Origin of the sequence: Paraburkholderia sp. EG304 (assembly GCF_046543485.1) — a bacterium.
Taxonomy (GTDB): Bacteria; Pseudomonadota; Gammaproteobacteria; order Burkholderiales; family Burkholderiaceae; genus Paraburkholderia; species Paraburkholderia youngii.
Genome location: NZ_JBKGUA010000010.1, coordinates 74,190 through 98,454, shown reverse-complemented (window position 1 = coordinate 98,454; position 24,265 = coordinate 74,190). Strand labels below are relative to the sequence as shown.

General features: G+C 64.1%; 20 protein-coding genes and 1 tRNA gene. 13 read left to right on the top strand and 8 right to left on the bottom strand.

Going from position 1 to position 24,265, the window contains the following annotated elements:
- Positions 1-24: 24 nt before the first annotated feature.
- The gene (locus ACLFKU_RS14560) at positions 25-486 is read right to left on the bottom strand and encodes a copper chaperone PCu(A)C (RefSeq protein WP_410849551.1); all 462 of its coding nucleotides are present in this window, start codon (positions 484-486) and stop codon (positions 25-27) included.
- A 28-nt stretch (positions 487-514) separates the two neighbouring features.
- Positions 515-1,138, bottom strand: coding sequence for an SCO family protein (locus ACLFKU_RS14555; protein ID WP_410849633.1), 624 nt, complete (start codon positions 1,136-1,138; stop codon positions 515-517).
- Between the two features lie 442 nt (positions 1,139-1,580).
- Between ACLFKU_RS14555 and otsB the strand changes: the two genes are divergently transcribed.
- Both otsB and otsA read left to right on the top strand, forming a co-directional pair.
- The gene (otsB, locus tag ACLFKU_RS14550; protein WP_410849550.1) at positions 1,581-2,330 is read left to right on the top strand and encodes a trehalose-phosphatase; all 750 of its coding nucleotides are present in this window, start codon (positions 1,581-1,583) and stop codon (positions 2,328-2,330) included.
- A 52-nt stretch (positions 2,331-2,382) separates the two neighbouring features.
- On the top strand, positions 2,383-3,861 hold the full coding sequence (gene otsA / locus ACLFKU_RS14545; RefSeq protein ID WP_410849549.1) for an alpha,alpha-trehalose-phosphate synthase (UDP-forming): 1,479 nt from the start codon (positions 2,383-2,385) through the stop codon (positions 3,859-3,861).
- 85 nt (positions 3,862-3,946) lie between these two features.
- Here otsA and ACLFKU_RS14540 read toward each other — a convergent pair whose 3' ends face one another.
- Positions 3,947-5,782 (bottom strand): ABC transporter ATP-binding protein, encoded by a 1,836-nt coding sequence (locus ACLFKU_RS14540; protein ID WP_368585231.1) that lies wholly within the window; start codon positions 5,780-5,782, stop codon positions 3,947-3,949.
- Positions 5,783-5,850: 68 nt separating this feature from the next.
- Here ACLFKU_RS14540 and ACLFKU_RS14535 point away from each other — a divergent pair, with 68 nt between their 5' ends.
- The 4 genes from ACLFKU_RS14535 (at position 5,851) to ACLFKU_RS14520 (ending at position 9,265) form a co-directional block, all read left to right on the top strand.
- On the top strand, positions 5,851-6,012 hold the full coding sequence (locus ACLFKU_RS14535) for a hypothetical protein (protein WP_410842420.1): 162 nt from the start codon (positions 5,851-5,853) through the stop codon (positions 6,010-6,012).
- A gap of 464 nt (positions 6,013-6,476) precedes the next feature.
- Positions 6,477-7,541: a glycosyltransferase family 4 protein gene (locus ACLFKU_RS14530; protein ID WP_176105482.1), complete on the top strand. Its 1,065-nt coding sequence runs from the start codon at positions 6,477-6,479 to the stop codon at positions 7,539-7,541.
- Between the two features lie 254 nt (positions 7,542-7,795).
- Positions 7,796-8,650, top strand: coding sequence for a hypothetical protein (locus ACLFKU_RS14525; protein WP_410849548.1), 855 nt, complete (start codon positions 7,796-7,798; stop codon positions 8,648-8,650).
- A 150-nt stretch (positions 8,651-8,800) separates the two neighbouring features.
- Positions 8,801-9,265, top strand: coding sequence for a DUF2214 family protein (locus ACLFKU_RS14520; RefSeq protein WP_176105484.1), 465 nt, complete (start codon positions 8,801-8,803; stop codon positions 9,263-9,265).
- Between the two features lie 77 nt (positions 9,266-9,342).
- On the opposite strand, the gene ACLFKU_RS14515 is transcribed toward ACLFKU_RS14520, so the two are convergent.
- The 5 genes from ACLFKU_RS14515 to ACLFKU_RS14495 all read right to left on the bottom strand — a co-directional run bounded on the left by ACLFKU_RS14515 (position 9,343) and on the right by ACLFKU_RS14495 (position 13,928).
- Complete coding sequence (locus tag ACLFKU_RS14515; RefSeq protein WP_410849547.1) at positions 9,343-11,217, bottom strand: ABC transporter ATP-binding protein; 1,875 nt, start codon at positions 11,215-11,217, stop codon at positions 9,343-9,345.
- A 509-nt stretch (positions 11,218-11,726) separates the two neighbouring features.
- Positions 11,727-11,801: transfer RNA gene (locus ACLFKU_RS14510), tRNA-Val, on the bottom strand.
- A 48-nt stretch (positions 11,802-11,849) separates the two neighbouring features.
- Entirely contained in the window at positions 11,850-12,584 is a 735-nt protein-coding gene (gene dnaQ, locus ACLFKU_RS14505) for a DNA polymerase III subunit epsilon (RefSeq protein WP_410849546.1), read from the bottom strand.
- A gap of 82 nt (positions 12,585-12,666) precedes the next feature.
- Positions 12,667-13,113 carry a ribonuclease HI gene (gene rnhA / locus ACLFKU_RS14500; protein ID WP_410849545.1) on the bottom strand — a complete coding sequence of 149 codons (447 nt, stop codon included), beginning with the start codon at positions 13,111-13,113 and terminating at the stop codon, positions 12,667-12,669.
- Positions 13,110-13,928 (bottom strand): class I SAM-dependent methyltransferase, encoded by an 819-nt coding sequence (locus tag ACLFKU_RS14495; protein WP_410849544.1) that lies wholly within the window; start codon positions 13,926-13,928, stop codon positions 13,110-13,112. The genes rnhA and ACLFKU_RS14495 overlap by 4 nt, the downstream gene beginning before the upstream one ends.
- 18 nt (positions 13,929-13,946) lie before the next feature.
- Here ACLFKU_RS14495 and gloB point away from each other — a divergent pair, with 18 nt between their 5' ends.
- The 7 genes from gloB (at position 13,947) to ACLFKU_RS14460 (ending at position 24,150) form a co-directional block, all read left to right on the top strand.
- The gene (gloB, locus tag ACLFKU_RS14490) at positions 13,947-14,738 is read left to right on the top strand and encodes a hydroxyacylglutathione hydrolase (RefSeq protein ID WP_410849543.1); all 792 of its coding nucleotides are present in this window, start codon (positions 13,947-13,949) and stop codon (positions 14,736-14,738) included.
- Positions 14,739-14,895: 157 nt separating this feature from the next.
- On the top strand, positions 14,896-16,581 hold the full coding sequence (locus ACLFKU_RS14485; protein ID WP_410849542.1) for a transglycosylase SLT domain-containing protein: 1,686 nt from the start codon (positions 14,896-14,898) through the stop codon (positions 16,579-16,581).
- A gap of 263 nt (positions 16,582-16,844) precedes the next feature.
- Complete coding sequence (locus ACLFKU_RS14480; RefSeq protein ID WP_410849541.1) at positions 16,845-18,086, top strand: MFS transporter; 1,242 nt, start codon at positions 16,845-16,847, stop codon at positions 18,084-18,086.
- A gap of 327 nt (positions 18,087-18,413) precedes the next feature.
- On the top strand, positions 18,414-19,568 hold the full coding sequence (carA, locus tag ACLFKU_RS14475) for a glutamine-hydrolyzing carbamoyl-phosphate synthase small subunit (protein WP_410849540.1): 1,155 nt from the start codon (positions 18,414-18,416) through the stop codon (positions 19,566-19,568).
- A 169-nt stretch (positions 19,569-19,737) separates the two neighbouring features.
- Positions 19,738-22,992 carry a carbamoyl-phosphate synthase large subunit gene (gene carB, locus ACLFKU_RS14470; RefSeq protein WP_410849539.1) on the top strand — a complete coding sequence of 1,085 codons (3,255 nt, stop codon included), beginning with the start codon at positions 19,738-19,740 and terminating at the stop codon, positions 22,990-22,992.
- Positions 22,993-23,143: 151 nt separating this feature from the next.
- The gene (gene greA, locus ACLFKU_RS14465; protein ID WP_026228283.1) at positions 23,144-23,620 is read left to right on the top strand and encodes a transcription elongation factor GreA; all 477 of its coding nucleotides are present in this window, start codon (positions 23,144-23,146) and stop codon (positions 23,618-23,620) included.
- A gap of 20 nt (positions 23,621-23,640) precedes the next feature.
- Positions 23,641-24,150, top strand: a complete 510-nt coding sequence (locus ACLFKU_RS14460) for a DUF4149 domain-containing protein (RefSeq protein WP_368585242.1) — start codon at positions 23,641-23,643, stop codon at positions 24,148-24,150.
- Positions 24,151-24,265: the final 115 nt, after the last annotated feature.

Here is a 24,265-nt window from a genome sequence, read left to right as displayed (position 1 = left end):
GGTGGCGGCGGCCCGTGTTGCCGCTTACTTGGCCTGGCCCGGCGCTTTGACCGCGAACGGTGCGCTCAAGGTTTCGCCATCGGAGAACTTCAGCGTCAGATGCACGGTGTCGCCCGGCGCAACCTTGTGCTTCGCGTCCTCGAGCATCAGGTGATAGCCGCCCGGCGTGATCGCGACCTGGCCATGCGCGGGCACCGTCAGCTTGTCGACCATCACCATCTTCTGGGTCGACCCGTTCGATACGGTTTGATGCAGCATCGCGTCGCCGTAGTCGTCGCTCGATACGTCAACGAGGTCGATCGGCTTGTCGCTCGCGTTGACGAGCGTCGCATAGCCGGCCGCGGGCAGGTTGTTCGGCAGCCAGCGGACCCACGCGTCCTTGATGCTGATCGCGTGAGCATCGGCCGCGTGCGCGGCGGACGCGACGCCGAAAGACAACACGAGCGTGCAGGCGAGGGAAGCGAATGGTTTGAGCTTGATCGTCATGATGAAATGGAGTGGGATCAAAGAAGAATCAGGATTGGTCATCGATGATGCGGCGCAGGTCCTGCGCAATCGCATCGGGCGTGTCGTGATCGGTGGCGAGCAGGCGCGCGCGGCCCTGGCTGTCGAACACATAGACGGCGGAGCTGTGCGTGACCTCATAGTTGCCGTTCGGGTCGCGCTTTTCCATCTGATACGCAACACGATAGCGCTTCGCCAGCGACTCGATCTGCCAGTCGGTGCCGGTCAGCCCTTCGGCGTGCTGCGCGTCGAATGCGCCGACATAGTCGTGCAAGGCCCGCGGCGTGTCGCGCCCGGGATCGACGGTGATGAACAGGATGCGCACTTTCTGCGCCTCGGGGCCGAGCTTGCCCAGCACCAGCATCAGACGGCCCATCGTTTCGGGGCAGACGTCCGGGCAATGCGTGTAGCCGAAGTAGACCAGCGAGGTGCGGCCCTTGAACGAAGCGGCATTGACGGGCCGGCCGGTGTCGTCGGTCAACGTAAAGTCCAGATCCGGGAGGTGCCCGGTCACGTTGGTCAGCCGCCAGGGCTCGGCGCGCTGCGTGCAACCGGTCAGTGTGACGAGCGCGACCAGCGTGCCCAGTGCCGCCGCCGCCAACCGGCGTGCTACCCCGTTCGTCAACCGGTGCATGGGCCGGTCGGATCGTGAGCGGGACAGGTTTGGCTGCGGGCGTCGGGGCGGGAAGATCGGGAACAAAGCAGGGTTCAATGACTCGATTGGGAGCAGGCCACACGAATCGATGGTGCGGGGAGGCCCACCGTCGCCCGTCATGCCGTGCAAGATTCGCGCGCGGCACGAAATTGAGCGGCAGGTGCAACGATGTCCATTACGCCGACGGTCTGCGTGGCAGCGACTGTAGCGCAAAATTGGCGCCAGCGTCGCGGGGCGCGCCGGGCGCACGATATGCGAGTCAATTTGACGCCGATCGTTGCGCTTTTGAATGCAACGCGAGCGGGCGGGCAAACGGCGCGCCGGGCTTGAGTCCCGGCTTACTTTCTCGAAAAATTGACCGATGCGCGGTAAGATGCGCACACTTTTCCGGCCCCAGATGGCTGAAAGGCGAACCCAGGCAATGCAAGCACTTCCGGCTGTTCTGTCTCCGAGTGAGACGGCATTTTTCTTCGACTTCGATGGCACGCTCGTCGAACTCGCCCCCACGCCGGACGGCGTGCTCGTGCAGCCGCGCGTGATCGATCTGCTGCGCAAACTGCGCAGTCTGACGAATGGCGCGGTTGCGGTGGTGTCGGGGCGCGGCATCGACAGCATCGACAGTTTTCTCGGCATGCCCGATCTACCGGTCGCTGGTCTGCACGGCGCCGAGCGGCGCGATGCGAACGGCGACACGCAGCGCATCGGCTTTCACGACCAGCGCCTGTTGCGCATGGAGCAGGTGCTCGCGCAGGTCGTCAACGAGCACCCGGGCATGCTGCTCGAGATCAAGGGCGCGGCGCTCGCGCTGCACTACCGCAATGCGCCGGACCGCGAGCCGGTCGCGCGCGAGGCAACCGAGCGGCTCGTCGCCGATTACCCCACGTCGTACGTGCTGCAGCCCGGCAAGATGGTCTACGAGATCAAGCCGAAGGACGTCGACAAGGGCCGCGCGACGCGGGCGTTCCTCGACGAGCTGCCGTTCACCGGCCGCACGCCCGTGTTCGCCGGCGACGATCTGACCGACGAGAAGGGCTTCGCGGTCGTCAACGAGCGTGGCGGTCTGTCGATCAAGGTCGGCGCGGGCGAAACGATGGCGCGCACGCGCGTCGAGTCGGTGTCGTCACTGCTCGACTGGCTCGAAACGATTGTCGCGGCGGCGCGCGGCGCATGACGCCGGCGCGACGTTCAACGAAAACAACATACTGCATCGGGAATCGCGCTTCATGAGCCGACTGATCATTGTTTCGAACCGGGTGGCGCCCATTTCGGAGGGCGGCCCGGCGGCGGGCGGTCTGGCGGTCGGCGTGTACGACGCGCTGAAAGAGACCGGCGGCATGTGGTTCGGCTGGAGCGGCGACGTGCTCAGCTCCGGCCAGCCGCAGATCAAGCTCGAGGAGCGCGGTCCGGTGACCTTCGCGACCGTCCCGCTGATGCGCCGCGACTACGACCAGTACTACCGCGGTTTCTCGAACGCGACGCTGTGGCCCGCGTTCCACTATCGATCCGACCTGCTGCACTACGACCGGCACGACTTCGAAGGCTACTGCCGCGTCAACGCGTGGCTCGCGCAGCAACTCGTGCCGCTGCTGCGCGAAGACGACGTGATCTGGGTGCACGACTATCACCTGATCCCGTTCGCTCAGGCGCTCCGCTCCGCAGGCGTGAAGAACCGCATCGGCTTTTTCCTGCACATTCCGTTTCCGGCCGCGCAGGTGCTGCTGACGGTGCCGCCGCATCGAGAGCTCGTCGAGGCGCTGTGTTCGTTCGACCTGCTGGGCTTCCAGACCGGCCCCGATCTGCGCGCGTTCTGCGACTACGTGATCAACGAGGCGGGCGGCTCGACCGACGCGTCGCCGAAAGGTCCGCTCACCGTGCATGCATTCGGCCGCACGCTGCGCGCGTCGGCCTATCCGATCGGCGTCTATCCGGATGAAATTGCCGAGCTCGCGAAGGCGGGCGAGCGCGGCAAGCCGGTGCGCACGATGAAGGCGACGCTGCATTCGCGCAAGCTGATCATGAGCGTCGACCGGCTCGATTATTCGAAGGGGCTGGTCGAGCGATTCCGCGCGTTCGAGCGCCTGCTCGAGCATACGGCCGCGCAGCGCAACAAGGTGTCGTTCCTGCAGATCGCGCCGCCGACGCGCGCCGACTTGCACGCGTATCAGGACATCCGGTTGCAGCTCGAAGGCGAGTCCGGACGGATCAACGGACGTTTCGCCGAGCTGGACTGGACGCCGATCCTGTACATCCACAAGCAATACGAGCGCTCGGTGCTGGCGGCGCTGTTCCGCACCGCGCACGTCGGCTATGTGACGCCGTTGCGCGACGGCATGAACCTCGTCGCGAAGGAATACGTGTCGGCACAGGATCCGGAGAATCCCGGCGTGCTGGTGCTGTCGCGCTTCGCGGGCGCGGCGCAGGAGCTCGACGGCGCGCTGATCGTCAATCCGGTCGACATCGACGGCATGGCCGAGGCGCTGGCGCAGGCGCTCGACATGCCGCTCGCCGAGCGCCAGGCGCGCTATCGCGACATGATGGCGCAGCTGCGTGAGAACAATGTGTCGGTGTGGCGCGATAACTTCATGCGCGATCTGCAGGGCGTCGATCGCGCGAAGCGCGCTAGAAGCGGGAAGGCGCGCGCGGCCACGGGTGCGGCTCGCGCCGGGCGGAAGAGGGCGGCGCGCGAGAGCGTGACCGGCTAAGCTAGCCGCGAAGCCAGACAGCAAAAAGCCGCTCCCTGGAGCGGCTTTTTGCATGCGGCGCGCAGCGCCTGGACCCTGCGTGGCGTCAGGCCACGTGCTGTTCGTCGACCTTCTTGCCGCCGATATGCAGCGTCTGGCCTTTGCCATACTGCTTTGCGAGCAGGTCGCGATAGAGGCCCGGACGCTGACGCAGTTCTTCCGGCGAGCCGTCGTCGATGACCTTGCCGGCGCTCATCACGATGATCCGGTCGAAGTTGTTCAGCGTCGACAGACGGTGCGCGATCGCGATCACGGTACGGCCGACCATCAGGCGGTCGAGCGCCTTCTGGATCGCTTCCTCGGACGCGCTGTCGAGCGCGGACGTGGCTTCGTCGAGCAGCAGGATCGGCGCGTTTTTCAGAATCGCGCGCGCGATCGCGATGCGCTGGCGCTGGCCGCCCGACAGCTTCACGCCGCGGTCGCCGACGATCGTGTCGTAGCCTTCCGGCATCGCTTCGATAAAGTCCGCGCAACGCGCCTCCCGCGCCGCGGCGAGCACTTCCTCGCGGCTCGCTTCCGGGCGGCCGTACGCGATGTTCTCGTACACCGTGCGATGGAACAGTGAAATGTCCTGGGGCACCAGCGCGATCGCGTGACGCAGGCTGTCCTGCGTGATCGACGCGATGTCCTGGCCGTCGATCTTGATCGCGCCGCCCTGGGTGTCGTAAAAGCGCTGCAGCAGCGCGAGCACCGTCGATTTGCCGGCGCCCGACTTGCCGATCAGGCCGACGCGCTGGCCCGGCTCGATATTGAGGTCGAAGTGATCGAGGATCGGCCGGCGGCGCGGATAGGCGAACGTGACAGCGTCAAACGTGACGCGGCCGCCCTGCGGCACGAGTTCGGTCGCGTCGTCCCGATCGGGCATGCCGTGTGGTTCGAGCAGCGTGCGTACCGCCTCCGCGAGTCGCGCGACGTGCTGGGTGACGTCGACGAGCGCAACCGCGAGATCGCGCGTGCCGTGCAGGATCGTGAAACCGAGCGAGCTGACGAGCACGATGTCGCCCGAGGTCGCGCGGCCCTGGTCCCACAACCACAGCGCCCAGCCGAGCAGGCCGGCCGACAGCAGTGCGGTGATCACGGCGTGCAGCAGACGCAGCTTTTCCAGGTACAGCAGGCTTTGCTGGCGCGCGTCCATTTCCGACTTGACCGTCGACGCAAAACGGTGCTGTTCGCGGAATGTCATGCCGAACGCGCGCACGAGGCCCATGTTGCTGATCACGTCGACGAGCTCGCCGTCGACCGATGCCGCCTTGGTCGCGAAATTATGGTGACGCGCGGAGCCGCGGCCCGCGAGCTTGTAGAGCACGATCGCCAGGATCGCCGAACACAGCATCAGGCCGGCGGCCATCAGCGGGTTCACCGAGACGATCATCACGATCGCGCCGAGCACGGCGATACACGGCGGCAACACGTTCCACGCGGTGGTGTTCTCGGCGGTGTAGACGGCGTTCGAGGTCGCGGTGATCCGGCTTGCCAGCATGCCGGGCTGCTTTTCGGCGTAGTAGGTCGGCGAATGGCCGCTCAGGTACTGGAACAGGTCGCGCCGCAAATCGCCGGTCACGGCGACGAACGTGTGCGCGGCGAACCAGCCGCCGACCCGCCATAACAGGTTATCGGCGGCGATCAGGCCGACGAGGATCGCGAACGCGCCCCACAACGGCCCCGGATGATGGCGGCCACCGCCGAGCACGTCGATCAGATGTTTGATCGCGTATTGCGAAGCGAGTGCACAGCCCACGGCCGCAAACACGCTGCACAGCACGATCGCGTGCGCGACCGGATGGCGGCGGATAAAGCGGAAGAGAAACGCAAGCGGCCGGTGCGCATAGCTCGCGAGCTTTGCGTTCTCGGCGTTTCGCTGGGCGATAGTCAAGTGTTCCAATTGAGCTGAGATCGATGTGTTGCGGGTTGTGCATGCAATGCGCGGACCACACGGACAAGCATGGCTCCGTGAAGCCGATGCTTCGCATTGTAAACATGCAAAGACGATTGCGCCCTGTGTATCCGGGCTTTGACGCGATTGATTTCGCGATGGACCTCCGCGATCTGCGTCGTCTCGACACACCAGCCGACGGACCATTCGGGCAGATCGCGGAAAATTTCGAGATATAATTACAGTTTGCATTCAACCGGGCCGTAGCAATTTTGCAATGCCTACCCGCAACGTTGGATGCGTGAGAGCTCACCGACTCAGTACGCCGTGCCTCGCCTAACCTCGTCGATACTGTAGAACTGTCTTTGAAAACAAGGGTTTGCAAAGTGTTTCGCGTTTGTAACAACGTAAAGACTTTGAAATGTTGTGGTGCGGCGACAACTCGGGCATCGATAATGCGTGCTCGTTAGCCCCGGCAAATTTTCTGACAGTTTGTCAACGTAGGTGCCCCATGCGCGTTTACTCGCACATGCGCAGACGCTGATCCCTTGTCTGGGCTCGTGACCCAAGCGATCCATCGCTGGATTTCTCAAAAGAATCAGGCCCGCGCCGGTATCTCCGGCCAGACTGCCCTGGCGAGCAAGCGAGTCGCTTTTTCCAATCGCAGTACTTTTGCCTGATTTTTTACTAGGAGTTCGTCAATATGCGAATCGCTCAAATCGCTCCGCTGCACGAGGCGGTTCCTCCCAAGCTGTACGGTGGTACGGAACGCGTGGTGTCCAATCTGACCGAAGCGTTGGTCGAGCAGGGCCACGACGTCACGCTGTTTGCAAGCGGTGATTCGCAAACCTCGGCGAAGCTCGAAGCTTTCTGGCCGCAGGCGCTGCGCCTCGACCCGACGATCCGCGACGTGATGGCGCCGCATATGCTGCTGCTCGAAGAAGTGCGCCGCCGCGCGGACGAATTCGACGTGCTGCACTTCCACATCGACTACTACCCGTTCTCGCTATTCGCGCGTCAGCCGGTGCCGTTCCTGACCACGATGCACGGCCGTCTCGATCTGCCGGAACTGCAGCCCATCTTCAATACGTTCAAAGACGTGCCGGTCGTGTCGATTTCCGACAACCAGCGCATCCCGCTGCAACAGGCGAACTGGCTGCAAACCGTCTACCACGGCCTGCCGGAAAACGTGCTCACGCCGATTCCCGACGTCGAACCGGGCTACCTCGCATTCCTCGGCCGTGTTTCGCCGGAGAAGGGTCTTGACCGCGCGATCCGCATCGCCGGCCAGGCAGGCATGAAGCTCAAGGTCGCCGCCAAGATCGACAAGGCCGACCGTGCCTATTACGAAGAAGTGATCAAGCCGCTGATGGCGCTCCCGCATGTCGAGTACATCGGCGAAATCGGCGAAGCCGAAAAGCGTGAGTTCCTCGGCAACGCGCATGCGCTGGTGTTCCCGATCGACTGGCCGGAGCCGTTCGGCCTGGTGATGATCGAGGCGATGGCTTGCGGTACGCCGGTGATCGCGTTCAACCGCGGTTCGGTGCCGGAAGTGATCGAAAATGGCGTGTCGGGTTTCGTCGTTGAAGACGAAATCAGCGCGGTCGCTGCGCTCAAGCGTCTGCACACGCTGCCTCGCGCTGGCGTGCGCAAGGCCTTCGAAGCACGTTTCACGTCGAAGGTGATGGCGAAGAACTACGTCGCAGTCTACGAAGACCTGCTGCGCAGCAAGCATCGCACGGTGCTGCGCGAAGTCAACGCGGGCTGATTGGCGCTTGATTCGCCGCGGTTGTTTCGCGACGGATAAGACGCTGGCGGCAGGAACCACGCTTCCCTCGCTGCTCTGAACGCCTCGCCGGCATGTTGCCGGCGGGGCGTTGTTGCATGCGCGCCGCGTTTTTCGTCGGTGCACCGATGAAAATACCGGTTTCCGCGCGGCGCGAACGAGCCAGGCTCGGTAATATCCCTATAATTGCCGTGCCGCAAATTGGGCTGCGGTGCCGCCGACGACAGGAGGATGCCTTGGCGAGAACGAAAGAGACGCGCGCGAACGCCGCGCCCGGCGCCGGAACGATTTTTACGTTGCGCGCCATCGGTCTCGTGCTCGCCGCCCGCTGGCTTTTCTCGATGTCCGAGATGAGACTGACCACCGCGCTGACCGCGATGGCGTCTTCACCGTGGGCATGTATCAATCTCGTCTTTCTGTTCCTGCTGATCTTCCTGCCGGGCGCGCGCGCCGTCGCCGAGCGTCCGTTCCATCCGTTGCCGCAATGGCTGCGTCAGGCGCTGCGCCTGTTTGCGTTCCTCGGCTTTCTGTTTGCGCTGTGGTCGGTCGGCGCGTTCGTCGCGAGCGCGGGCTGGCGTCGCGCGATGCAGGCGGTGGCGGCCACCAACGGTTGGCTCGTCGCTGCGCCGGTGCTGTATGCGATCGTCTTGTGGATCTGCCGGCCGCTGCCGTTGTGGCGCACCAATGTGGCGGCGCGGCGTTTTGCGATCGGCCGCTACGCGGTGTCGCTCGATCCGGTGACGCGCACTGTCGTCGTGTGGGCCGAGCGGCGCAAGGTGGGGCAATACGATGCGCGCGAATTGTCGGTGCGCTGGGCGAGCGGTTCCGATGCGCGCGCGACGCCGGCGCCCGCGCCCGCAGTTGCGTTCGGCGCGGCGGGCGAGGCCGGTGCGTCGGCGGCGCCGATGCCGGCGGTCGCGGCGCCCTCGCTGGCGCGCAGCACGTTCGGCGTTCGTCCGAAGGTCGAGTTGCTGTGGGATTCGCCGGCCGCCGCTGGGCATAACCGGCAGACCGTTTTCCGCGCCGCGCTGACGACCGAAGGCGATCGCGTCGCCGCCCGCGCGCTCGACTCGACGCTGCGCCAAGTCTGACGCTGCACGTTTTGTGCTATCGGTCACATCGCGTGGCCATTGCACGCATCCCGAAGCGAAGCTTCGTCGATAATGCAATCAAGGCGCCCGGCCTGCTGGCGGGCGAGTGGGACACTCATCGATCGTATCGCGTCTTTCGCAGGAGTCGCTATGCTGGTTCGCTGGTTGCTTGCCGCCCTTCATCTGCTTGCTTATGGCTTTGCGCTCGCGTCGATTCTCAGGCGCACGTGGTCGCTGCGTCGCGCATCGGTGCCTGCCGCGCTGCGTTCGGTGTTTCGCGCCGATTCACGCTGGGGCATCGCCGCGCTGGTGCTGATCGTGACCGGCCTGATGCGCGTGTTCGGCGGCTATGAGAAGGGCGCCGACTACTACCTGCACGAGCCGCTCTTTCACGTGAAGATGACGTTGCTGGTGCTGATCCTGATCCTCGAAGTGCCCACGATGCTCGGCCTGATGCGCTGGCGCGCGTCGATCCGCAGCGGCGCGGCGCCGAATCTGAAGAAGGCGCGTTCCTACGCGCATTTCAGCGTGATCCAGACCGTGCTGCTGGTTTTGATGGTGTTTGCGGCGACCGGAATGGCGCGCGGCATCGGACTGCCCGCCGGCGCGGTGTAGCGCGGCGGGCCTTCTTTCCATTGCGACGGGCTGGTGGTGCGCGCCAAGCGTGGCGCCTCGAGCACGCCTGCGTCACGCTAGCCAACCAGCAAGCCAGAATCGTCGACCCGGTCGGCTTTGACCGCTGCCGACTCGCGCATGAGTTCCGGCTCGCCGAGCCCCTTGATCAACTCCAGCGCCTGACGCTCGAACAAGCGACGGTACAAGCCGTTGTCGCGCTTGATCAGCGCGTCGTGGCTGCCTTCCTCGATCACCTTGCCTTCGTCCAGCACGAGCAGCCGGTCGAGCGCGCGCACCGTCGATAGCCGATGCGCGACTACCAGCGTGGTACGCCCCTGCATCAGCCGCTCCATCGCGCGCTGGATCAGCACTTCGCTTTCGCTGTCGAGGCTCGAGGTGGCTTCGTCGAGAATCAGGATCGGCGCGTCGGCGAGAAACGCCCGCGCGATCGCGACGCGTTGACGCTCGCCGCCCGATAGCTTGATGCCGCGCTCGCCGACCAGCGTGTCGTAGCCGTTCGGCAGCGCAGCGATGAAGTCATGCGCGCTGGCGAGCCGCGCGGCGCGCTCGATGTCGGCGCGGCTCGCCCCGGGCCGTCCATACGCGATGTTCTCGGCAAGCGAGCGGTGAAACAGCACCGGCTCCTGCTGGACGATCGCGATCTGGCTGCGCAGCGACGTCTGCTGGACCTGCGCGATGTCCTGGCCGTCGATCGTGATCCGGCCGCCCGAAATGTCGTGAAGGCGCTGGATCAGCTTGATGAAGGTCGTCTTGCCCGAGCCCGAATGACCGACCAGCCCGACGCGCTCGCCCGGCGCGATGCGGATGGAGAAGTCGTCGTAGAGCGGCCGGCTGTGCGCGCCATAGTGGAACGACACATGCTCGAAGCGGATTTCGCCGTTGCGGATCGCGATCGGGCCGGCGCCGGGACGATCTTCGATGCCGAGCGGCTGGCTTTCGAGCGACACCAGTTCCTCCATGTCGTTGACCGAGCGCTGCAGGTTGCGGATGTGCATGCCGATGTCGCGCAGATAGCCTTGCAGCATGAAGAACATCGTCAACGCGAACGTGATGTCGCCGACGCTCGCCTCACCGCGTGCCCACAGCAGCAGCGCCACGCCGAGAATCGCGGCCTGGATCGCGGCCAGCATGCCGCCCTGGAGGCCGCCGTTGAGCGTGCCGCGCACCCACGTGCGGCGCGTGCGCTGCCGCCATTTGCCGATCACGTATCCGAGGCGCGCTTCCTCGCGCGCTTCCGCGCCGAAAGCCTTGACGACGCCGTTGCAGCTGACCGCATCGGCGAGCGCGCCGCCCATGCGCGTGTCCCACGCGTTCGCGAGACGTGCGGACGGCGCGACGAAACCGAGCGACACCGTCACGGTCACGCCGATGTACAGCAGCGAGCCGATGCCGACGACGACGCCCATCATCGGCCAGCGCGAGCCGAGCAGCAGGGTCGCGCCGACCAGCATCACCAGCGACGGCAGCAGCGCGATCAGAAGCGTGTCGTTAAGCAGGTCGAGCGCCCACATGCCGCGCGTGATCTTGCGCACGGTCGAGCCGGCGAAGCTGTTCGCGTGCCAGTCGGTCGAAAAGCGCTGCACGCGATGAAACGCGCGTGCCGCGATCTCGCTCATCATCTTCAGCGTGAAGCGGATGATGTTGAAGTACACGCCCTGGCGCAGCAGCGTCGCGGTGAGCCCGAGCGCGGCGAGCACGCCGAAGGCCACGAGCGCGTGATGCCAGACGGGCGCCGACGACGCCGGCCCGGCCGCGATTGCGTCGACGAGACGTCCGGCGAAAACCGGCGTCAGGATGTCCGCGCTCGCCGTGAGCAGCGCGAGCGCCGCAATCACGACGATGCGCCACGGCTGTTGTGCCCAGTGACGGAAGGTGAAGCCGAGGACATCCTTGAAGGCTTGTCCGCGAAAGTCGAGTTTTTTGTTGGCCATTTGCTTTCGACCCGGCGCCGTACGAGTGCGCCGAGGTTCCAGTCAGAAGCGAAAAAAGGTAGACAGCCAGCGGATGCCGGAATGCGCGCGGGAACGCGCGAAAAAATACGGCGGCAAACAACGGCAGCGGAACAACGGACTGTCTTGAGTGAACGCAGCGCGCCTGTCGGGACGGCGGCGCATCAGCTACGACGCTGCGGCATTCAAGGTCGCGGCGGACGGGCTGACGGTCGTGGGACCATATGAGGGAGCGCGCGATGCACTGCGAACATGTGGCGCCTCCCTGAGATGGTTCAAGATGGAGAAACCGGACAGAGCCGGACCGGGCGAGTGCCCGTCTGTCGAATATAGCAACAGTGCGGGGCGCTCGCCAACCTACGGAACGACGTGGTTCTACAGCCAGTGGAATCGCGTGCTGCGCAAGCGTTGTTTTTGCCGGCAAATAGAAAAAGGGCTTACGCATTGCTGCGTAAGCCCTTTTTTCTTCGGTGATCGACACACCAAGAATCTGGTGGGTAGTACTGGGATCGAACCAGTGACCCCTGCCGTGTGAAGGCAGTGCTCTACCGCTGAGCTAACCACCCGAAGAGATTGAGATTATGTCAGGGAATTTGGGGTTCGTCTAGTCTTTTTTAAGCAGTTTGCTCATCAGCTGCTGGCGCGGGTTCGAGACGCCATACGCTCGCGCCTTTGCTCGCCTTGTCGAGATCGTCGAGTACGGCTTCGTGCGCGGCGGCTTCGTCGTCGCTCGCGGCGATCACGATCAATTCCAGCGAGTCGAACGCGACACGCGGCGCATGTATATCGCCGCCGGCCTGTGCTTCGCCGAGTATATCGATGACGAGGCTTTCCTGGCCACGCGTCATCGCCAGATAGACCTCGGCGAGCAATTCCGAGTCGAGCAGCGCGCCGTGCAGCGTACGGTGCGCATTGCTGATGCCGAAGCGGTCGCACAGCGCATCGAGCGAATTACGCTTGCCGGGGAACATCTGCTTGGCTTGCGCGAGCGTGTCGATGATCTCGCCGCAGTGCGTGCTCACCGGCGGCAGACCGAGCAGCGCGAACTCGGCGTCGAGAAAGCCGATGTCGAATGGCGCGTTGTGAATGATCAGGTCCGCACCCTGGATGAAGTCGCGGAATTCGTCGATGATCTCCGCGAACTTCGGCTTGTCGCTCAGAAATTCCGTCGTGAGGCCGTGCACCGCGAGCGCGCCCGGATCGCTGTCGCGCTCTGGGTTGATATAGAAGTGCAGGTTGTTGCCGGTCAGCCGGCGGTTCACCAGCTCGACGCAACCGAGTTCGAGAATCCGGTCGCCGCCGCGGGCGTTCAGGCCGGTAGTTTCGGTGTCGAGGATCAGTTGACGCATGTCGGATTAGCCTGCTTCGAAAAAAGTGCAGAAAAAAGGCGAAGAGGGCGGCGCGCGTCGTTGGCCGATGCGCGCACGCTCGTTACATCTCGGCGAGCGATGCCACGCCGCGATTGGCCAACTGATCGGCGCGCTCGTTTTCCGGGTGGCCGTTGTGACCGCGCACCCAACGCCATTCGACTTCGTGCCGTGCGACGAGCGCATCGAGCCGCTTCCATAGATCGGCGTTCTTGACCGGCTGCTTCGCCGCGGTGACCCAGCCTTTCTTCTTCCAGCCGTGAATCCACTCGCTGATGCCTTTCTGCACGTATTGCGAATCGGTGTGCACGATCGCCTTGCATGGGCGCTTCAACGCCTCGAGCGCGGAAATCACGCCCATCAGCTCCATGCGATTGTTGGTCGTGTTGGCCTCGCCGCCGAACAGTTCTTTTTCCTGGTTGCCGAAGCGCAGCAACGCGCCCCAGCCGCCAGGGCCGGGATTGCCCTTGCAGGCGCCGTCGGTATAGATGTCGATGTGGTCCGGAGTCATTCGGTGTGGTTACGTGTGTTCGGGGTGGCGGCGGGCGCGAGGCCTGCCGCGAGCACGGGCTTTTTCACTTTGAGCGGCCCGACGAGACGCATGCCGCGCACGCGCTTGATCGCCTTGATCATGTAGGTGGCGCCGAAAATCGGCCACCAGCGGTCGCCGGCGGCCTCCATGAAGCCGTAGCGCGCGAGCCATTGATCGCTCGCGAGCGGCGGACGATAGCAGCCGAAGCGCCCGCGTTCAAGATCGAAGCCGAGCAGCTTGATCCAGTCCTTCAGGCGCGTGAACGCGATCAGGTCGACGGCCGAAGGCACGAACGGGCGGCCCGTCATCTTGCCGATCGATTGCCGTACGCCCCACAGCGACAACGAGTTGAAGCCAAGGATGATCAGTTGGCCTTCGGGCACCAGCACGCGTTCGGCTTCGCGCAGCAGCCGATGCGGGTCACTGGTGAATTCGAGCGTGTGCGGCATCACTAGGAGGTCGACGCTTTGCGCTTCGAACGGCAGATCGAGCAGGTCGCACCATACCGCGCTGCGCCCGGCCGGCGCGTGCGGACCCGGCGCGCCGGGCGCCGCGTTGGCTGGATTGTCGCCGCCAGGGTTGCCCGCGCCGCTCGCCGCGTCGAGCACGAGGCCGCGGCACGGCATGCGGTTTTCGCGCAGCGCGTCGAGCTGCGGCAGGCCGAGTTGCAGCGCATGATAGCCGAACACGTCCGACACCACGCGATCGAGCTGGGTTTGCTCCCAGTCGAGCACGTAGCGGCCTGGCGGCGAATCGGTCCAGGCGGGCCAGTCTATAATCGCTCGGTCAGTCATATTAAAAATGCGTCGCCTATGAATGCGCTCGAGTACGTGCCGGTCCCGGCGTTTGATGACAATTACATCTGGGTCATTGCCGACGGACATCATGCGGTCGTCGTCGATCCGGGCGAAGCCGCCCCAGTGCGCGCCTGTCTGGCCCAACGAGGCTGGCGGCTGAGCGCTATTTTACTCACGCACCATCATCAAGACCACGTCGGCGGGGTGGCCGATCTGCTGAACGGCCAGGACGTGCCGGTCTATGGCCCCGCCGGCGAGGCGATTGCGCATCTTACGCATCGTCTCAAAAGCGGTGATCAGGTGACGATCGCGGCACCCGCACTCGAATTCAGCGTGCTCGACGTGCCCGGTCACACCAGCGGACACATTGCCTATTTCCAGGCGGCCGATACGCGCGGCACGCCGCACGTGTTTTGCGGCGACACACTGTTCGCGTGCGGTTGCGGGCGCCTTTTCGAAGGCACGCCGCAGCAGATGCTGAATTCGCTCGATGCGCTCGCCGCGCTGCCCGGCGCAACCGAAGTGCATTGCGCGCACGAATATACGCTGCCGAACATCCGCTTCGCGCTCGCTTGCGAGCCGCACAACGCGGAACTGCAGGCGTGGCGCGACAAGGCGATCGAACTCCGCGCCCGCCACCAGCCGACGCTGCCGACCACGATCGCGCACGAGCGCGCGGTCAATCCGTTCCTGCGCGCAGACGTGCCGGCGATCCAGTCGAATCTCGAAGCACAATTGCACGAAACGGTCTCTGACAGGCTGAAGGCCTTCACATTGATGCGCGAATGGAAGAACCGCTTCCGTTGATCCGGAGCGCATTCGGCAGTTCTTCACGCGATGAATCGGAAAAATTCGCCAAGCCCCAGATTTGGTTGATTTTTTTCTTGATTTTCCAATTGACGGAAACGTTGACGTTTCGTACTATCGGCTGCAAATTCCAGCCCTTGTGGAAACCGAGACGTTCATGCGATTTATCTTAAGCGCGTTATTGGTCCTGACACTCGCCGCGTGCGCGAGTCAGGGACCGACGACGAATACCGCCAATAACCCCGCCAGCCAGCAAGCCGTAGCCGACGCACTTCGCAAGAACGCCACCGCTAAAGAAACCATCAATGTCGACCAGAGCTCCGTCAATCAGTTGACGAGCCAGGACGCCGATCTTTGGGGCCGCATTCGCCGTGGCTTCCAGATGCCAGACCTGCAGAGCGACCTCGTCGACATGCAGCTCAACTGGTATGTGCAACGTCCCGATTACGTGCAGCGCATGACCGAGCGCTCGCAGAAATATCTGTATCACATCGTCGAGGAGCTCGAGTCGCGCCATATGCCGACCGAGCTCGCACTGCTGCCGTTCATCGAGTCCGCGTATAGTCCGCAGGCTTTGTCGGTCGCCAAGGCGGCAGGCATGTGGCAGTTCATGCCGGGCACGGGTCGTACCTATAACCTGAAGCAGAACATGTGGCAGGACGAGCGCCGCGACGTGCTCGCGTCGACCAGTGCCGCGCTCGACTATCTGTCGAAGCTGCACGATATGTTCGGCGACTGGCAACTCGCGCTCGCCGCGTACAACTGGGGTGAGGGCAACGTGCAGCGCGCGATCGCGCGCAACGAGGCGGCTGGTCTGCCGACCGACTACCTGAGCTTGCGCATGCCGAACGAAACGCGCAATTACGTGCCGAAGCTGCAGGCGGTGAAGAACCTCGTGATGAACCCGCAGATGTACGGGCTCACGCTGCCGCCGATTCCAAACCACCCGTACTTCGTGACGGTCACGACCTCGCACGATATCGACGTCGACGTCGCCGCACGGCTTGCCAACATGTCGACCGACGAGTTCCGCTCGCTGAACCCGTCGTTCAAGAAGCCGGTGATTCTCGGCGCGACGCAGCCGCAGATTCTGTTGCCTTTCGACAACGCGTCCGCGTTCGAGCGCAATCTGAAAACGTACTCGGGCTCGCTGTCGTCCTGGACGACCTACACCGTCGACGCACGGGCGACACCCGCGGCGATCGCACAGAAGATCGGCGTCGACGCAGATACGCTGATGGAAGTGAACAAGATTCCGGTCGGCATGCGCCTGAAGCCGGGCTCGACGATCGTCGTGCCGCGCGGCTCGGACGACGATGAGGACATCAGCGCCGACATCGCCGAAAGCGCGGTGCTCGCGATGGAGCCCGACGTACCTGACACGCGCAAGATGCTGATCCGTGTGCGCCGCAATCAGTCGATGGCCGCCATCGCTTTGCGCTACGGCGTGTCGGTCGCTCAGTTGAAGGCTTGGAACAAGACCCGTCGCGATCAGGTTTCGCGCGGCCAGGTGGTCGTGCTGCACGTGCCGGTCGGCAAGCCGGTACCGAGCGAGCCGGGTCCCGAAAAGATCGCCGCCGATGTGCAAGGCGGCAGTGTGCAGAAGATTGGCGTCCATGCCGCAGACGCCCGCGGCGATTCGCGCTACGATAAGAAGAAAGGGCGCGGCCACTCTGCCATCGTCAAGGTCTCCCAGCCGGGCGGCAAGGCTGACAAACCGGCGGCGCCCGCCAGCAAGGGCAAGGTCGAGAAGGTGTCGGCCCCGGTGCCCGGCAAGGCGTCGAAGGCCGCGGCTGAGAGCCGCCCGAAGACCGTGGCCAACGCGAAGAAGAAGGGTAAATAGACCAATAGCGGCTCTCACGGTAGTGACCACATGCGTTGCGGGGGCAGCGCATGGATTGCGCTCCGATCACGCACCGTGTTCATCCAACGCCGTCACCTCAGGGTGACGGCGTTTTTCATTGGAAGACGATTCCTGCGGATTTGCCGTATTTAATTTATTGTTCGTGCTTCGGCCGCGTTGGCCGCGGGACGCCGTTTTGTCCTGATCCGTCCGAACCTCGGGCCAGGTTTTCGAGGTCCATTTCCAGGTTTTCTTCCTGATTTATGTCGTCGACCCAACTGCGCGTCTTTCTGCTTTTTTCCGCCGGCTACTTCGTCTCTTACGTGTTTCGCGGCGTCAATCTCGGTTTCGCGCCGTTCATCACGCGCGATCTCGGTCTGTCAGCCGCCGATCTGGGTGTGCTGACGAGTCTGTATTTCCTCGGCTTCGCGGGCGCGCAGATTCCCGCTGGCGTGCTGCTCGACCACTTCGGCGCCCGTCGCGTGACGGCCGTCACGCTGCTCTTCGCCGCGCTCGGCATCTGGGTGTTCGGTGCCGCGCATAGTCTCGGCATGATGATGGTCGGGCGGCTGCTGATCGGCGTCGGCGTGTCCGTGTGTCTGGGCGCCGCGTTCAAGGCGCTCGCGCAGCATTTTCCGGTATCGCGTTTGCCATTGATGAACGGACTCGTGATGGCGATCGGCGGGTTCGGCGGCGTGATGGTCGGTTCGCCGCTCACGTGGGTGCTCGGCTTTTCCAGTTGGCGCTCGGTCTGTGTCGGGCTCGGTGTGCTGACAGTGGTGGTCGCGCTCGCGCAATGGACGCTCGCGCCGGACGGGCGCGACGCGCATCGCCAGACGAGCCTCGTCGCGCAGTTCAAGGGCACGTTGCATATCCTGCGCAGCGCGGCATTCTGGAAAATCGCGTCATTCTCGGTCGTTACGCAGGGTGTTTTCTACGCGATGCAGTCGTTGTGGGTCGGAGCATGGCTGCGCGATGTACAAGGCTTCGAGCCGCGCGAGGCGGCGGCGCTCGTGTCGATTCTCGGCTTCGCGATGATGGCGGGGTGCGTCGGTTTCGGCGCGGCGGCGCGTAGTCTCGAACGGCGCGGCCTCTCGTTGTACGCGTTCTGCGGCATCGGCATGGCCTTATACGTGCTGACGCAGATGCTGATTATGTTGAGCGCGCCATTGCCGGCGAGCCTGTTGTGGGCCGCGTACGGAATCTTCGGTGGCACCGGCATTCTGAGCTACGCAGTGATGGCGCGACATTTCCCGCCGCAGATGATCGGCCGGGTCAACACGACGCTGACTCTGATCATTTTTCTGCTGATCTTCGGTTTTCAGATCGGCGTTGGCGCGGTGCTGTCGCACTGGCCGGCGAGCGGCGGGCACTATCCGGCGGTCGCGCATCTGAGCGCGTGGAAAATCCTTGTCGCGCTGCAGGTGCTGAGCGCGATCTGGTACGTATTGCCGGGGCGGCAGCTTGCCCTGTCGGGCGACATGCGCGCGGAGCAGGAGGCCTGAACGGCCGTGCGGCACGCCGTTGCAGGTCCGCGCCCCATCTCGGATTTGGAAGGAAGGGCGGTTTCAGGCTATAATTTCAAGGTTTGAGCTTATCAACCCGCACCCTAGCGCCTACCTCCCCCATACCGTTCATCCGCCGCGCGCCATTGGCGTAGCAAGAAGGGCCCCGCACCCAGCCGAAGTCGTCCACACAATGGACTCATCGCGCCCCTTGCATCGTTACCGGCAGCTCGCGAGCGAGTCTGCGCGCGCATCCAGAATGTGTTCCGCTGCGGCTCGAAATCGGATAGACAGGTGGCAACAGGGTGTTCCCCCAAGGAGTCTCCCGTGTTGCCGTCATTTTCTCCCGCTCTTCTCGCGCTCGCCGACGGCACGGTCTTTCGTGGTTATTCGATCGGGGCCCCCGGGCATACCATCGGTGAAGTCGTGTTCAACACCGCCATCACCGGCTATCAGGAAATCCTGACTGACCCGAGCTACGCGCGCCAGATCGTGACCCTCACGTACCCGCATATCGGCAACGTCGGCGTGAACGCCGAAGACGTCGAAGCGACGAAAGTCCATGCCGCCGGCCTGATCATCCGTGATCTGCCGGTTCTCGCGTCGAACTTCCGCATGGAGCGTACGCTCCCGCAATATCTGCAGGACGAAGGCGTGGTCGCCATCGCCGGCATCGACACCCGCAAGCTGACCCGCCTGCTGCGCGACAAGGGCGCGCAAAACGGCGCGATCCTCGCTGGTTCCGACGACGAATCCAAGGCCATCGAACTCGCGCGCTCGTTCCCGGGCCTCGCCGGCATGGACCTCGCGAAGGTCGTGTCGACCGAGCAAACCTACGAGTGGACCAAAACCGAGTGGCGTCTGGGCACGGGCTACGGCGAGCAGAAGGCGCCGAAGTACCGCGTGGTCGCATTCGACTACGGCGTCAAGCAGAACATCCTGCGCATGCTGGCCGAGCGCGGCTGCCACGTCACCGTGCTGCCGGCGCAGGCGAGCGCCGCCGACGCGCTCGCGCTGAACCCGGACGGCGTGTTCCTGTCGAACGGCCCCGGCGACCCGGAGCCGTGCGACTACGCGATCGCGGCGACCAAGGAGTTCATCGAGCGCGGCATTCCGACCTTCGGCATTTGCCTTGGCCACCAGATCATGGGCCTCGCGGTCGGCGCTAAGACGATGAAGATGAAGACCGGCCACCATGGCGCGAATCACCCGGTCAAGGATCTCGAAGACGGCCGCGTGGTGATCACGTCGCAGAACCACGGCTTCGCGGTCGACGCCGACACGCTCCCCGCGAACGCTCGCGTGACCCACGTGTCGTTGTTCGACGGCACGCTGCAAGGCTTCGCGCTGACCGACAAGCCGGCGTTCTGCTTCCAGGGCCACCCGGAAGCGTCGCCTGGTCCGCACGACATCGCGTACCTGTTCGACCGCTTCACCGCGTTGATGGACGCGCAGAAGAGCGGCAACAGCGCGGCGGCTTGAAGACGTAAAGATCGGCCCCACGAGCCAGCCCGAGACGGAAACGAAAGCGGCTCGCGGCGGCCGCGGCGGCCCGCGGCACGATGCGGCGGGCGCGCCGCAAACAGCGCGCGCAACGTGAAAACGGCGCGCGCCGACGGAAAGAATTCAGGAATACATTAGCGAGAGCGTTATGCCCAAGCGGACAGACATCAAGAGCATCCTCATCATCGGCGCGGGTCCGATCATCATCGGCCAGGCGTGCGAGTTCGATTACTCGGGCGCGCAGGCATGCAAGGCGCTGCGTGAGGAAGGCTACAAGGTCATTCTCGTCAACAGCAATCCGGCGACGATCATGACCGACCCGAACACGGCCGACGTGACCTACATCGAGCCGATCACGTGGGAAGTGGTCGAGCGCATCATCGCGAAGGAGCGCCCGGACGCGATCCTGCCGACGATGGGCGGCCAGACCGCGCTGAACTGCGCGCTCGATCTGCACGCGCACGGCGTGCTGGCGAAGTACAACGTCGAACTGATCGGCGCGTCGCCCGAAGCGATCGACAAGGCGGAAGACCGCCAGAAGTTCAAGGACGCGATGACCAAGATCGGCCTCGGTTCGGCCAAGTCGGGCACCGCGCATTCGATGGAAGAAGCACTCGCGGTGCAGGCGAAGATCGCCGCGGAAACCGGCAGCGGCGGCTACCCGGTCGTGATCCGTCCGTCGTTCACGCTGGGCGGTTCGGGCGGCGGCATCGCGTACAACCGCGACGAATTCGAAGAGATCTGCAAGCGCGGTCTCGACCTGTCGCCGACGCGCGAGCTGCTGATCGAAGAGTCGCTGCTCGGCTGGAAAGAGTACGAGATGGAAGTGGTTCGCGACAAGGCGGATAACTGCATCATCGTCTGCTCGATTGAAAACCTCGACCCGATGGGCATCCACACCGGCGATTCGATCACGGTCGCGCCGGCGCAGACGCTCACCGACAAGGAATACCAGATCCTGCGTAACGCGTCGCTGGCGGTGCTGCGCGAGATCGGCGTCGACACGGGCGGCTCGAACGTGCAATTCTCGATCAATCCGAAAGACGGCCGGATGATCGTGATCGAAATGAACCCGCGTGTGTCGCGTTCGTCGGCTCTGGCGTCTAAGGCAACCGGCTTCCCGATCGCGAAGGTCGCGGCGAAGCTCGCGGTCGGCTACACGCTCGATGAACTGAAGAACGAAATCACCGGCGGCCAGACCCCGGCGTCGTTCGAACCGACGATCGACTATGTCGTCACGAAGATCCCGCGTTTCGCGTTCGAGAAATTCCGCGAAGCGGATCCGCGCCTGACCACGCAGATGAAGTCGGTCGGCGAAGTGATGGCGATCGGCCGCACGTTCCAGGAGTCGTTCCAGAAAGCGCTGCGCGGGCTCGAAGTCGGCGTCGACGGTCTCGACGAAAAGACTGCCGATCGCGACGAGATCATCCGCCAGATCGGCGAAGCCGGTCCGGATCGCATCTGGTATGTCGGCGATGCGTTCCGCGTCGGCATGAGCGCGCAAGAGATCTTCGAAGAGACCGCGATCGACCCGTGGTTCCTCGCGCAGATCGAACAGATCGTGCTGAAGGAAAAGGCGCTGGCCGGCCGCACGCTCGCGAGCCTGTCGAAGGAAGAGTTGAAGTATCTGAAGCAGAGCGGCTTCTCGGACCGGCGTCTCGCCAAGCTGCTCGGCGCGAAGCCGGCGGACGTGCGCGCGCGCCGTATCGAGCTGAACGTGCGTCCGGTGTATAAGCGCGTCGACACGTGCGCCGCCGAGTTCGCAACCAGGACCGCGTACATGTACTCGACCTACGAGGAAGAGTGCGAAGCGAACCCGACCAACAACAAGAAGATCATGGTGCTGGGCGGCGGCCCGAACCGGATCGGCCAGGGTATCGAGTTCGACTACTGCTGCGTGCACGCCGCGCTCGCGATGCGCGAAGACGGCTATGAAACGATCATGGTCAACTGCAACCCGGAAACCGTGTCGACCGACTACGACACCTCCGACCGTCTGTACTTCGAATCGCTGACGCTCGAAGAGGTGCTCGAAATCGTCGACAAGGAAAAGCCGGTCGGCGTGATCGTGCAATACGGCGGCCAGACGCCGCTGAAGCTCGCGCTCGATCTCGAAGCCAACGGCGTGCCGATCATCGGTACGTCGCCGGACATGATCGACGCGGCCGAAGACCGCGAGCGTTTCCAGAAGCTGTTGCAAGACCTCGGCCTGCGTCAGCCGCCTAACCGCACCGCGCGCACCGAAGACGAAGCGCTGAAGCTCGCCGACGAAATCGGCTATCCGCTCGTCGTGCGCCCGTCGTACGTGCTGGGCGGCCGCGCGATGGAAATCGTCCACGAGCCGCGCGACCTCGAACGCTATATGCGTGAGGCCGTCAAGGTGTCGAACGATTCGCCGGTGCTGCTCGACCGCTTCCTGAACGACGCGATCGAATGCGACGTGGATTGCATTTCCGATGGCGACGCCGTGTTTATCGGCGGCGTGATGGAGCACATCGAACAGGCGGGCGTGCACTCGGGCGACTCGGCCTGCTCGCTGCCGCCGTATTCGCTGTCGAAGGAGACGGTTGCCGAACTGAAGCGCCAGACCGCCGCGATGGCGAAGGCGCTGAACGTGGTCGGCCTGATGAACGTGCAGTTCGCGATCCAGCAGGTACCGCAGGCGGATGGTTCGAAAGAAGACATCATCTACGTGCTCGAAGTGAACCCGCGCGCGTCGCGCACGGTTCCGTACGTGTCGAAGGCGACCAGCCTGCCGCTCGCGAAGATCGCGGCGCGCGCGATGGTCGGCCAGAAGCTCGCCGCGCAAGGCGTGACGAAGGAAGTCGAGCCGCCGTACTTCAGCGTGAAAGAAGCGGTGTTCCCGTTCGTCAAGTTCCCGACGGTCGATCCGGTGCTTGGACCTGAAATGCGTTCGACCGGCGAAGTGATGGGTGTCGGCCAGACGTTCGGCGAGGCGCTGTTCAAGTCGCAGCTCGCGGCGGGTTCGCGTCTGCCGGAGTCGGGCACGGTGCTGCTGACTGTGATGGACGCCGACAAGCAGAAGGCAGTTGAAGTCGCGCGCATGCTGCACGAGCTCGGCTACCCGATCGTCGCGACCAAGGGCACGGCTGCCGCGATCGAAGCTGCCGGCGTGCCGGTCAAGGTCGTCAACAAGGTGAAGGACGGCCGTCCGCACATCGTCGACATGATCAAGAACGGCGAGATCGCACTCGTCTTCACGACCGTCGACGAAACGCGCGCGGCGATCGCCGATTCGCGTTCGATCCGCATGAGCGCGCAGGCGAACAAGGTCACCTACTACACGACGATGTCGGGCGCACGCGCGGCGGTGGAGGGTCTTCGTTATCTGAAGAACCTGGAAGTCTATGATTTACAAGGACTCCACGCTCGCCTAAACTAAGGCTTCGATACCTGTCCAAGATGTAAGTGCCGCGGTTAAGCGGCGTTCCGCAGGTGCTGCGGCCCGGGTCTATCCATGGGCGGCGGCTTTCGCGGAATGCACTTAACCGCGGTGATTTTTTTATGGCCGTTTTTTGCCTCCAGAGTTGTTTATGAGCACTATTCCATTGACGAAGCGCGGAGCTGACATGCTGCGCGATGAATTGCAGCGCTTGAAATCGGTTGAGCGTCCGGCTGTGATCAACTCGATCGCGGAAGCGCGCGCCCAGGGCGATCTGTCGGAAAACGCGGAATACGACGCTGCGAAGGAAAAGCAGGGCTTCATCGAAGGCCGCATCGCCGAAATCGAGTCGAAGCTCGCGGGCGCGCAGGTGATCGATCCGTCGCAAGTGGAAGCCGACGGCCGCGTGGTGTTCGGCGCGACGCTCGAGCTCGAAGACCTCGAGTCGGGCGCGTCGGTCAAATACCAGATCGTCGGCGACGACGAAGCGGACATCGACCACGGCCTGATCTCGATCAGCTCGCCGATTGCGCGTGCGCTGATCGGCAAGTCGGAAGGCGACGTCGCGTCGGTGCAGGCACCGGGCGGCATTCGCGAATACGAAATCATCGCGGTCAGCTACATCTGAGGATGGCGCCGGTGTCTCTGATGCCGCATCGTTTATTCCGCCTGTTGACGGTGGTGTGGGTCGGTAGTCTGTTGACTATCGGTTACGCGGTTGCGCCCGTGCTCTTCACGTCGCTCGACCGCATGACGGCGGGTGCCATTGCCGCGCAGCTGTTTCGGATTCAGGGTGTGATTGGCGTCGTGTGCGGTATTTTGCTGCTCGGTCTGGCCAATCTGCTCGTGCGGCGCGGTAGTGGCGCGTATCGCCGCCTGCGCTGGCTGCTCGCCGGTATGCTCGTATGCGTGCTGGTTGGCTATTTCGCGTTGCAGCCGTTCATGAACGCGATGCGCGTCGCCGCGCTCGAGGCGGGCGGCGACGTCGGACATTCCGTTTATGCAACGCGCTTCGGCATCCTGCATGGCGTGTCGAGTCTGTTCTATCTGATCGAGAGCCTGCTAGGTGTTGCGCTCGTGTGGCTGCTGCCGGCGCATGTCGGTACTGCGGCCGACGAAGAGGGCGCGCGCGGAGTCAGGGGGAAGGTGGCGGGCTGAAGCTCGTGGGTGGCTGGCGGTGTGACTCGGCGCTGTGTCCGCCGGTCGATGCCGATGCCCGCGACGAACTTCATGTTGCGACGAATCGTCGCGATTCCGGCGGCCAGCTACAGTT

Bases quoted from the DNA above. Each gene is read 5' to 3' on its own strand.
- ACLFKU_RS14560 (WP_410849551.1), bottom strand. From the start codon at position 486: ATGACGATCAAGCTCAAACCATTCGCTTCCCTCGCCTGCACGCTCGTG.
- ACLFKU_RS14555 (WP_410849633.1), bottom strand. From the start codon at position 1,138: ATGCACCGGTTGACGAACGGGGTAGCACGCCGGTTGGCGGCGGCGGCA.
- otsB (WP_410849550.1), top strand. From the start codon at position 1,581: ATGCAAGCACTTCCGGCTGTTCTGTCTCCGAGTGAGACGGCATTTTTC.
- otsA (WP_410849549.1), top strand. From the start codon at position 2,383: ATGAGCCGACTGATCATTGTTTCGAACCGGGTGGCGCCCATTTCGGAG.
- ACLFKU_RS14530 (WP_176105482.1), top strand. From the start codon at position 6,477: ATGCGAATCGCTCAAATCGCTCCGCTGCACGAGGCGGTTCCTCCCAAG.
- ACLFKU_RS14520 (WP_176105484.1), top strand. From the start codon at position 8,801: ATGCTGGTTCGCTGGTTGCTTGCCGCCCTTCATCTGCTTGCTTATGGC.
- ACLFKU_RS14515 (WP_410849547.1), bottom strand. From the start codon at position 11,217: ATGGCCAACAAAAAACTCGACTTTCGCGGACAAGCCTTCAAGGATGTC.
- dnaQ (WP_410849546.1), bottom strand. From the start codon at position 12,584: ATGCGTCAACTGATCCTCGACACCGAAACTACCGGCCTGAACGCCCGC.
- rnhA (WP_410849545.1), bottom strand. From the start codon at position 13,113: ATGACTCCGGACCACATCGACATCTATACCGACGGCGCCTGCAAGGGC.
- ACLFKU_RS14495 (WP_410849544.1), bottom strand. From the start codon at position 13,928: ATGACTGACCGAGCGATTATAGACTGGCCCGCCTGGACCGATTCGCCG.
- gloB (WP_410849543.1), top strand. From the start codon at position 13,947: ATGAATGCGCTCGAGTACGTGCCGGTCCCGGCGTTTGATGACAATTAC.
- ACLFKU_RS14485 (WP_410849542.1), top strand. From the start codon at position 14,896: ATGCGATTTATCTTAAGCGCGTTATTGGTCCTGACACTCGCCGCGTGC.
- ACLFKU_RS14480 (WP_410849541.1), top strand. From the start codon at position 16,845: ATGTCGTCGACCCAACTGCGCGTCTTTCTGCTTTTTTCCGCCGGCTAC.
- carB (WP_410849539.1), top strand. From the start codon at position 19,738: ATGCCCAAGCGGACAGACATCAAGAGCATCCTCATCATCGGCGCGGGT.
- greA (WP_026228283.1), top strand. From the start codon at position 23,144: ATGAGCACTATTCCATTGACGAAGCGCGGAGCTGACATGCTGCGCGAT.
- ACLFKU_RS14460 (WP_368585242.1), top strand. From the start codon at position 23,641: ATGCCGCATCGTTTATTCCGCCTGTTGACGGTGGTGTGGGTCGGTAGT.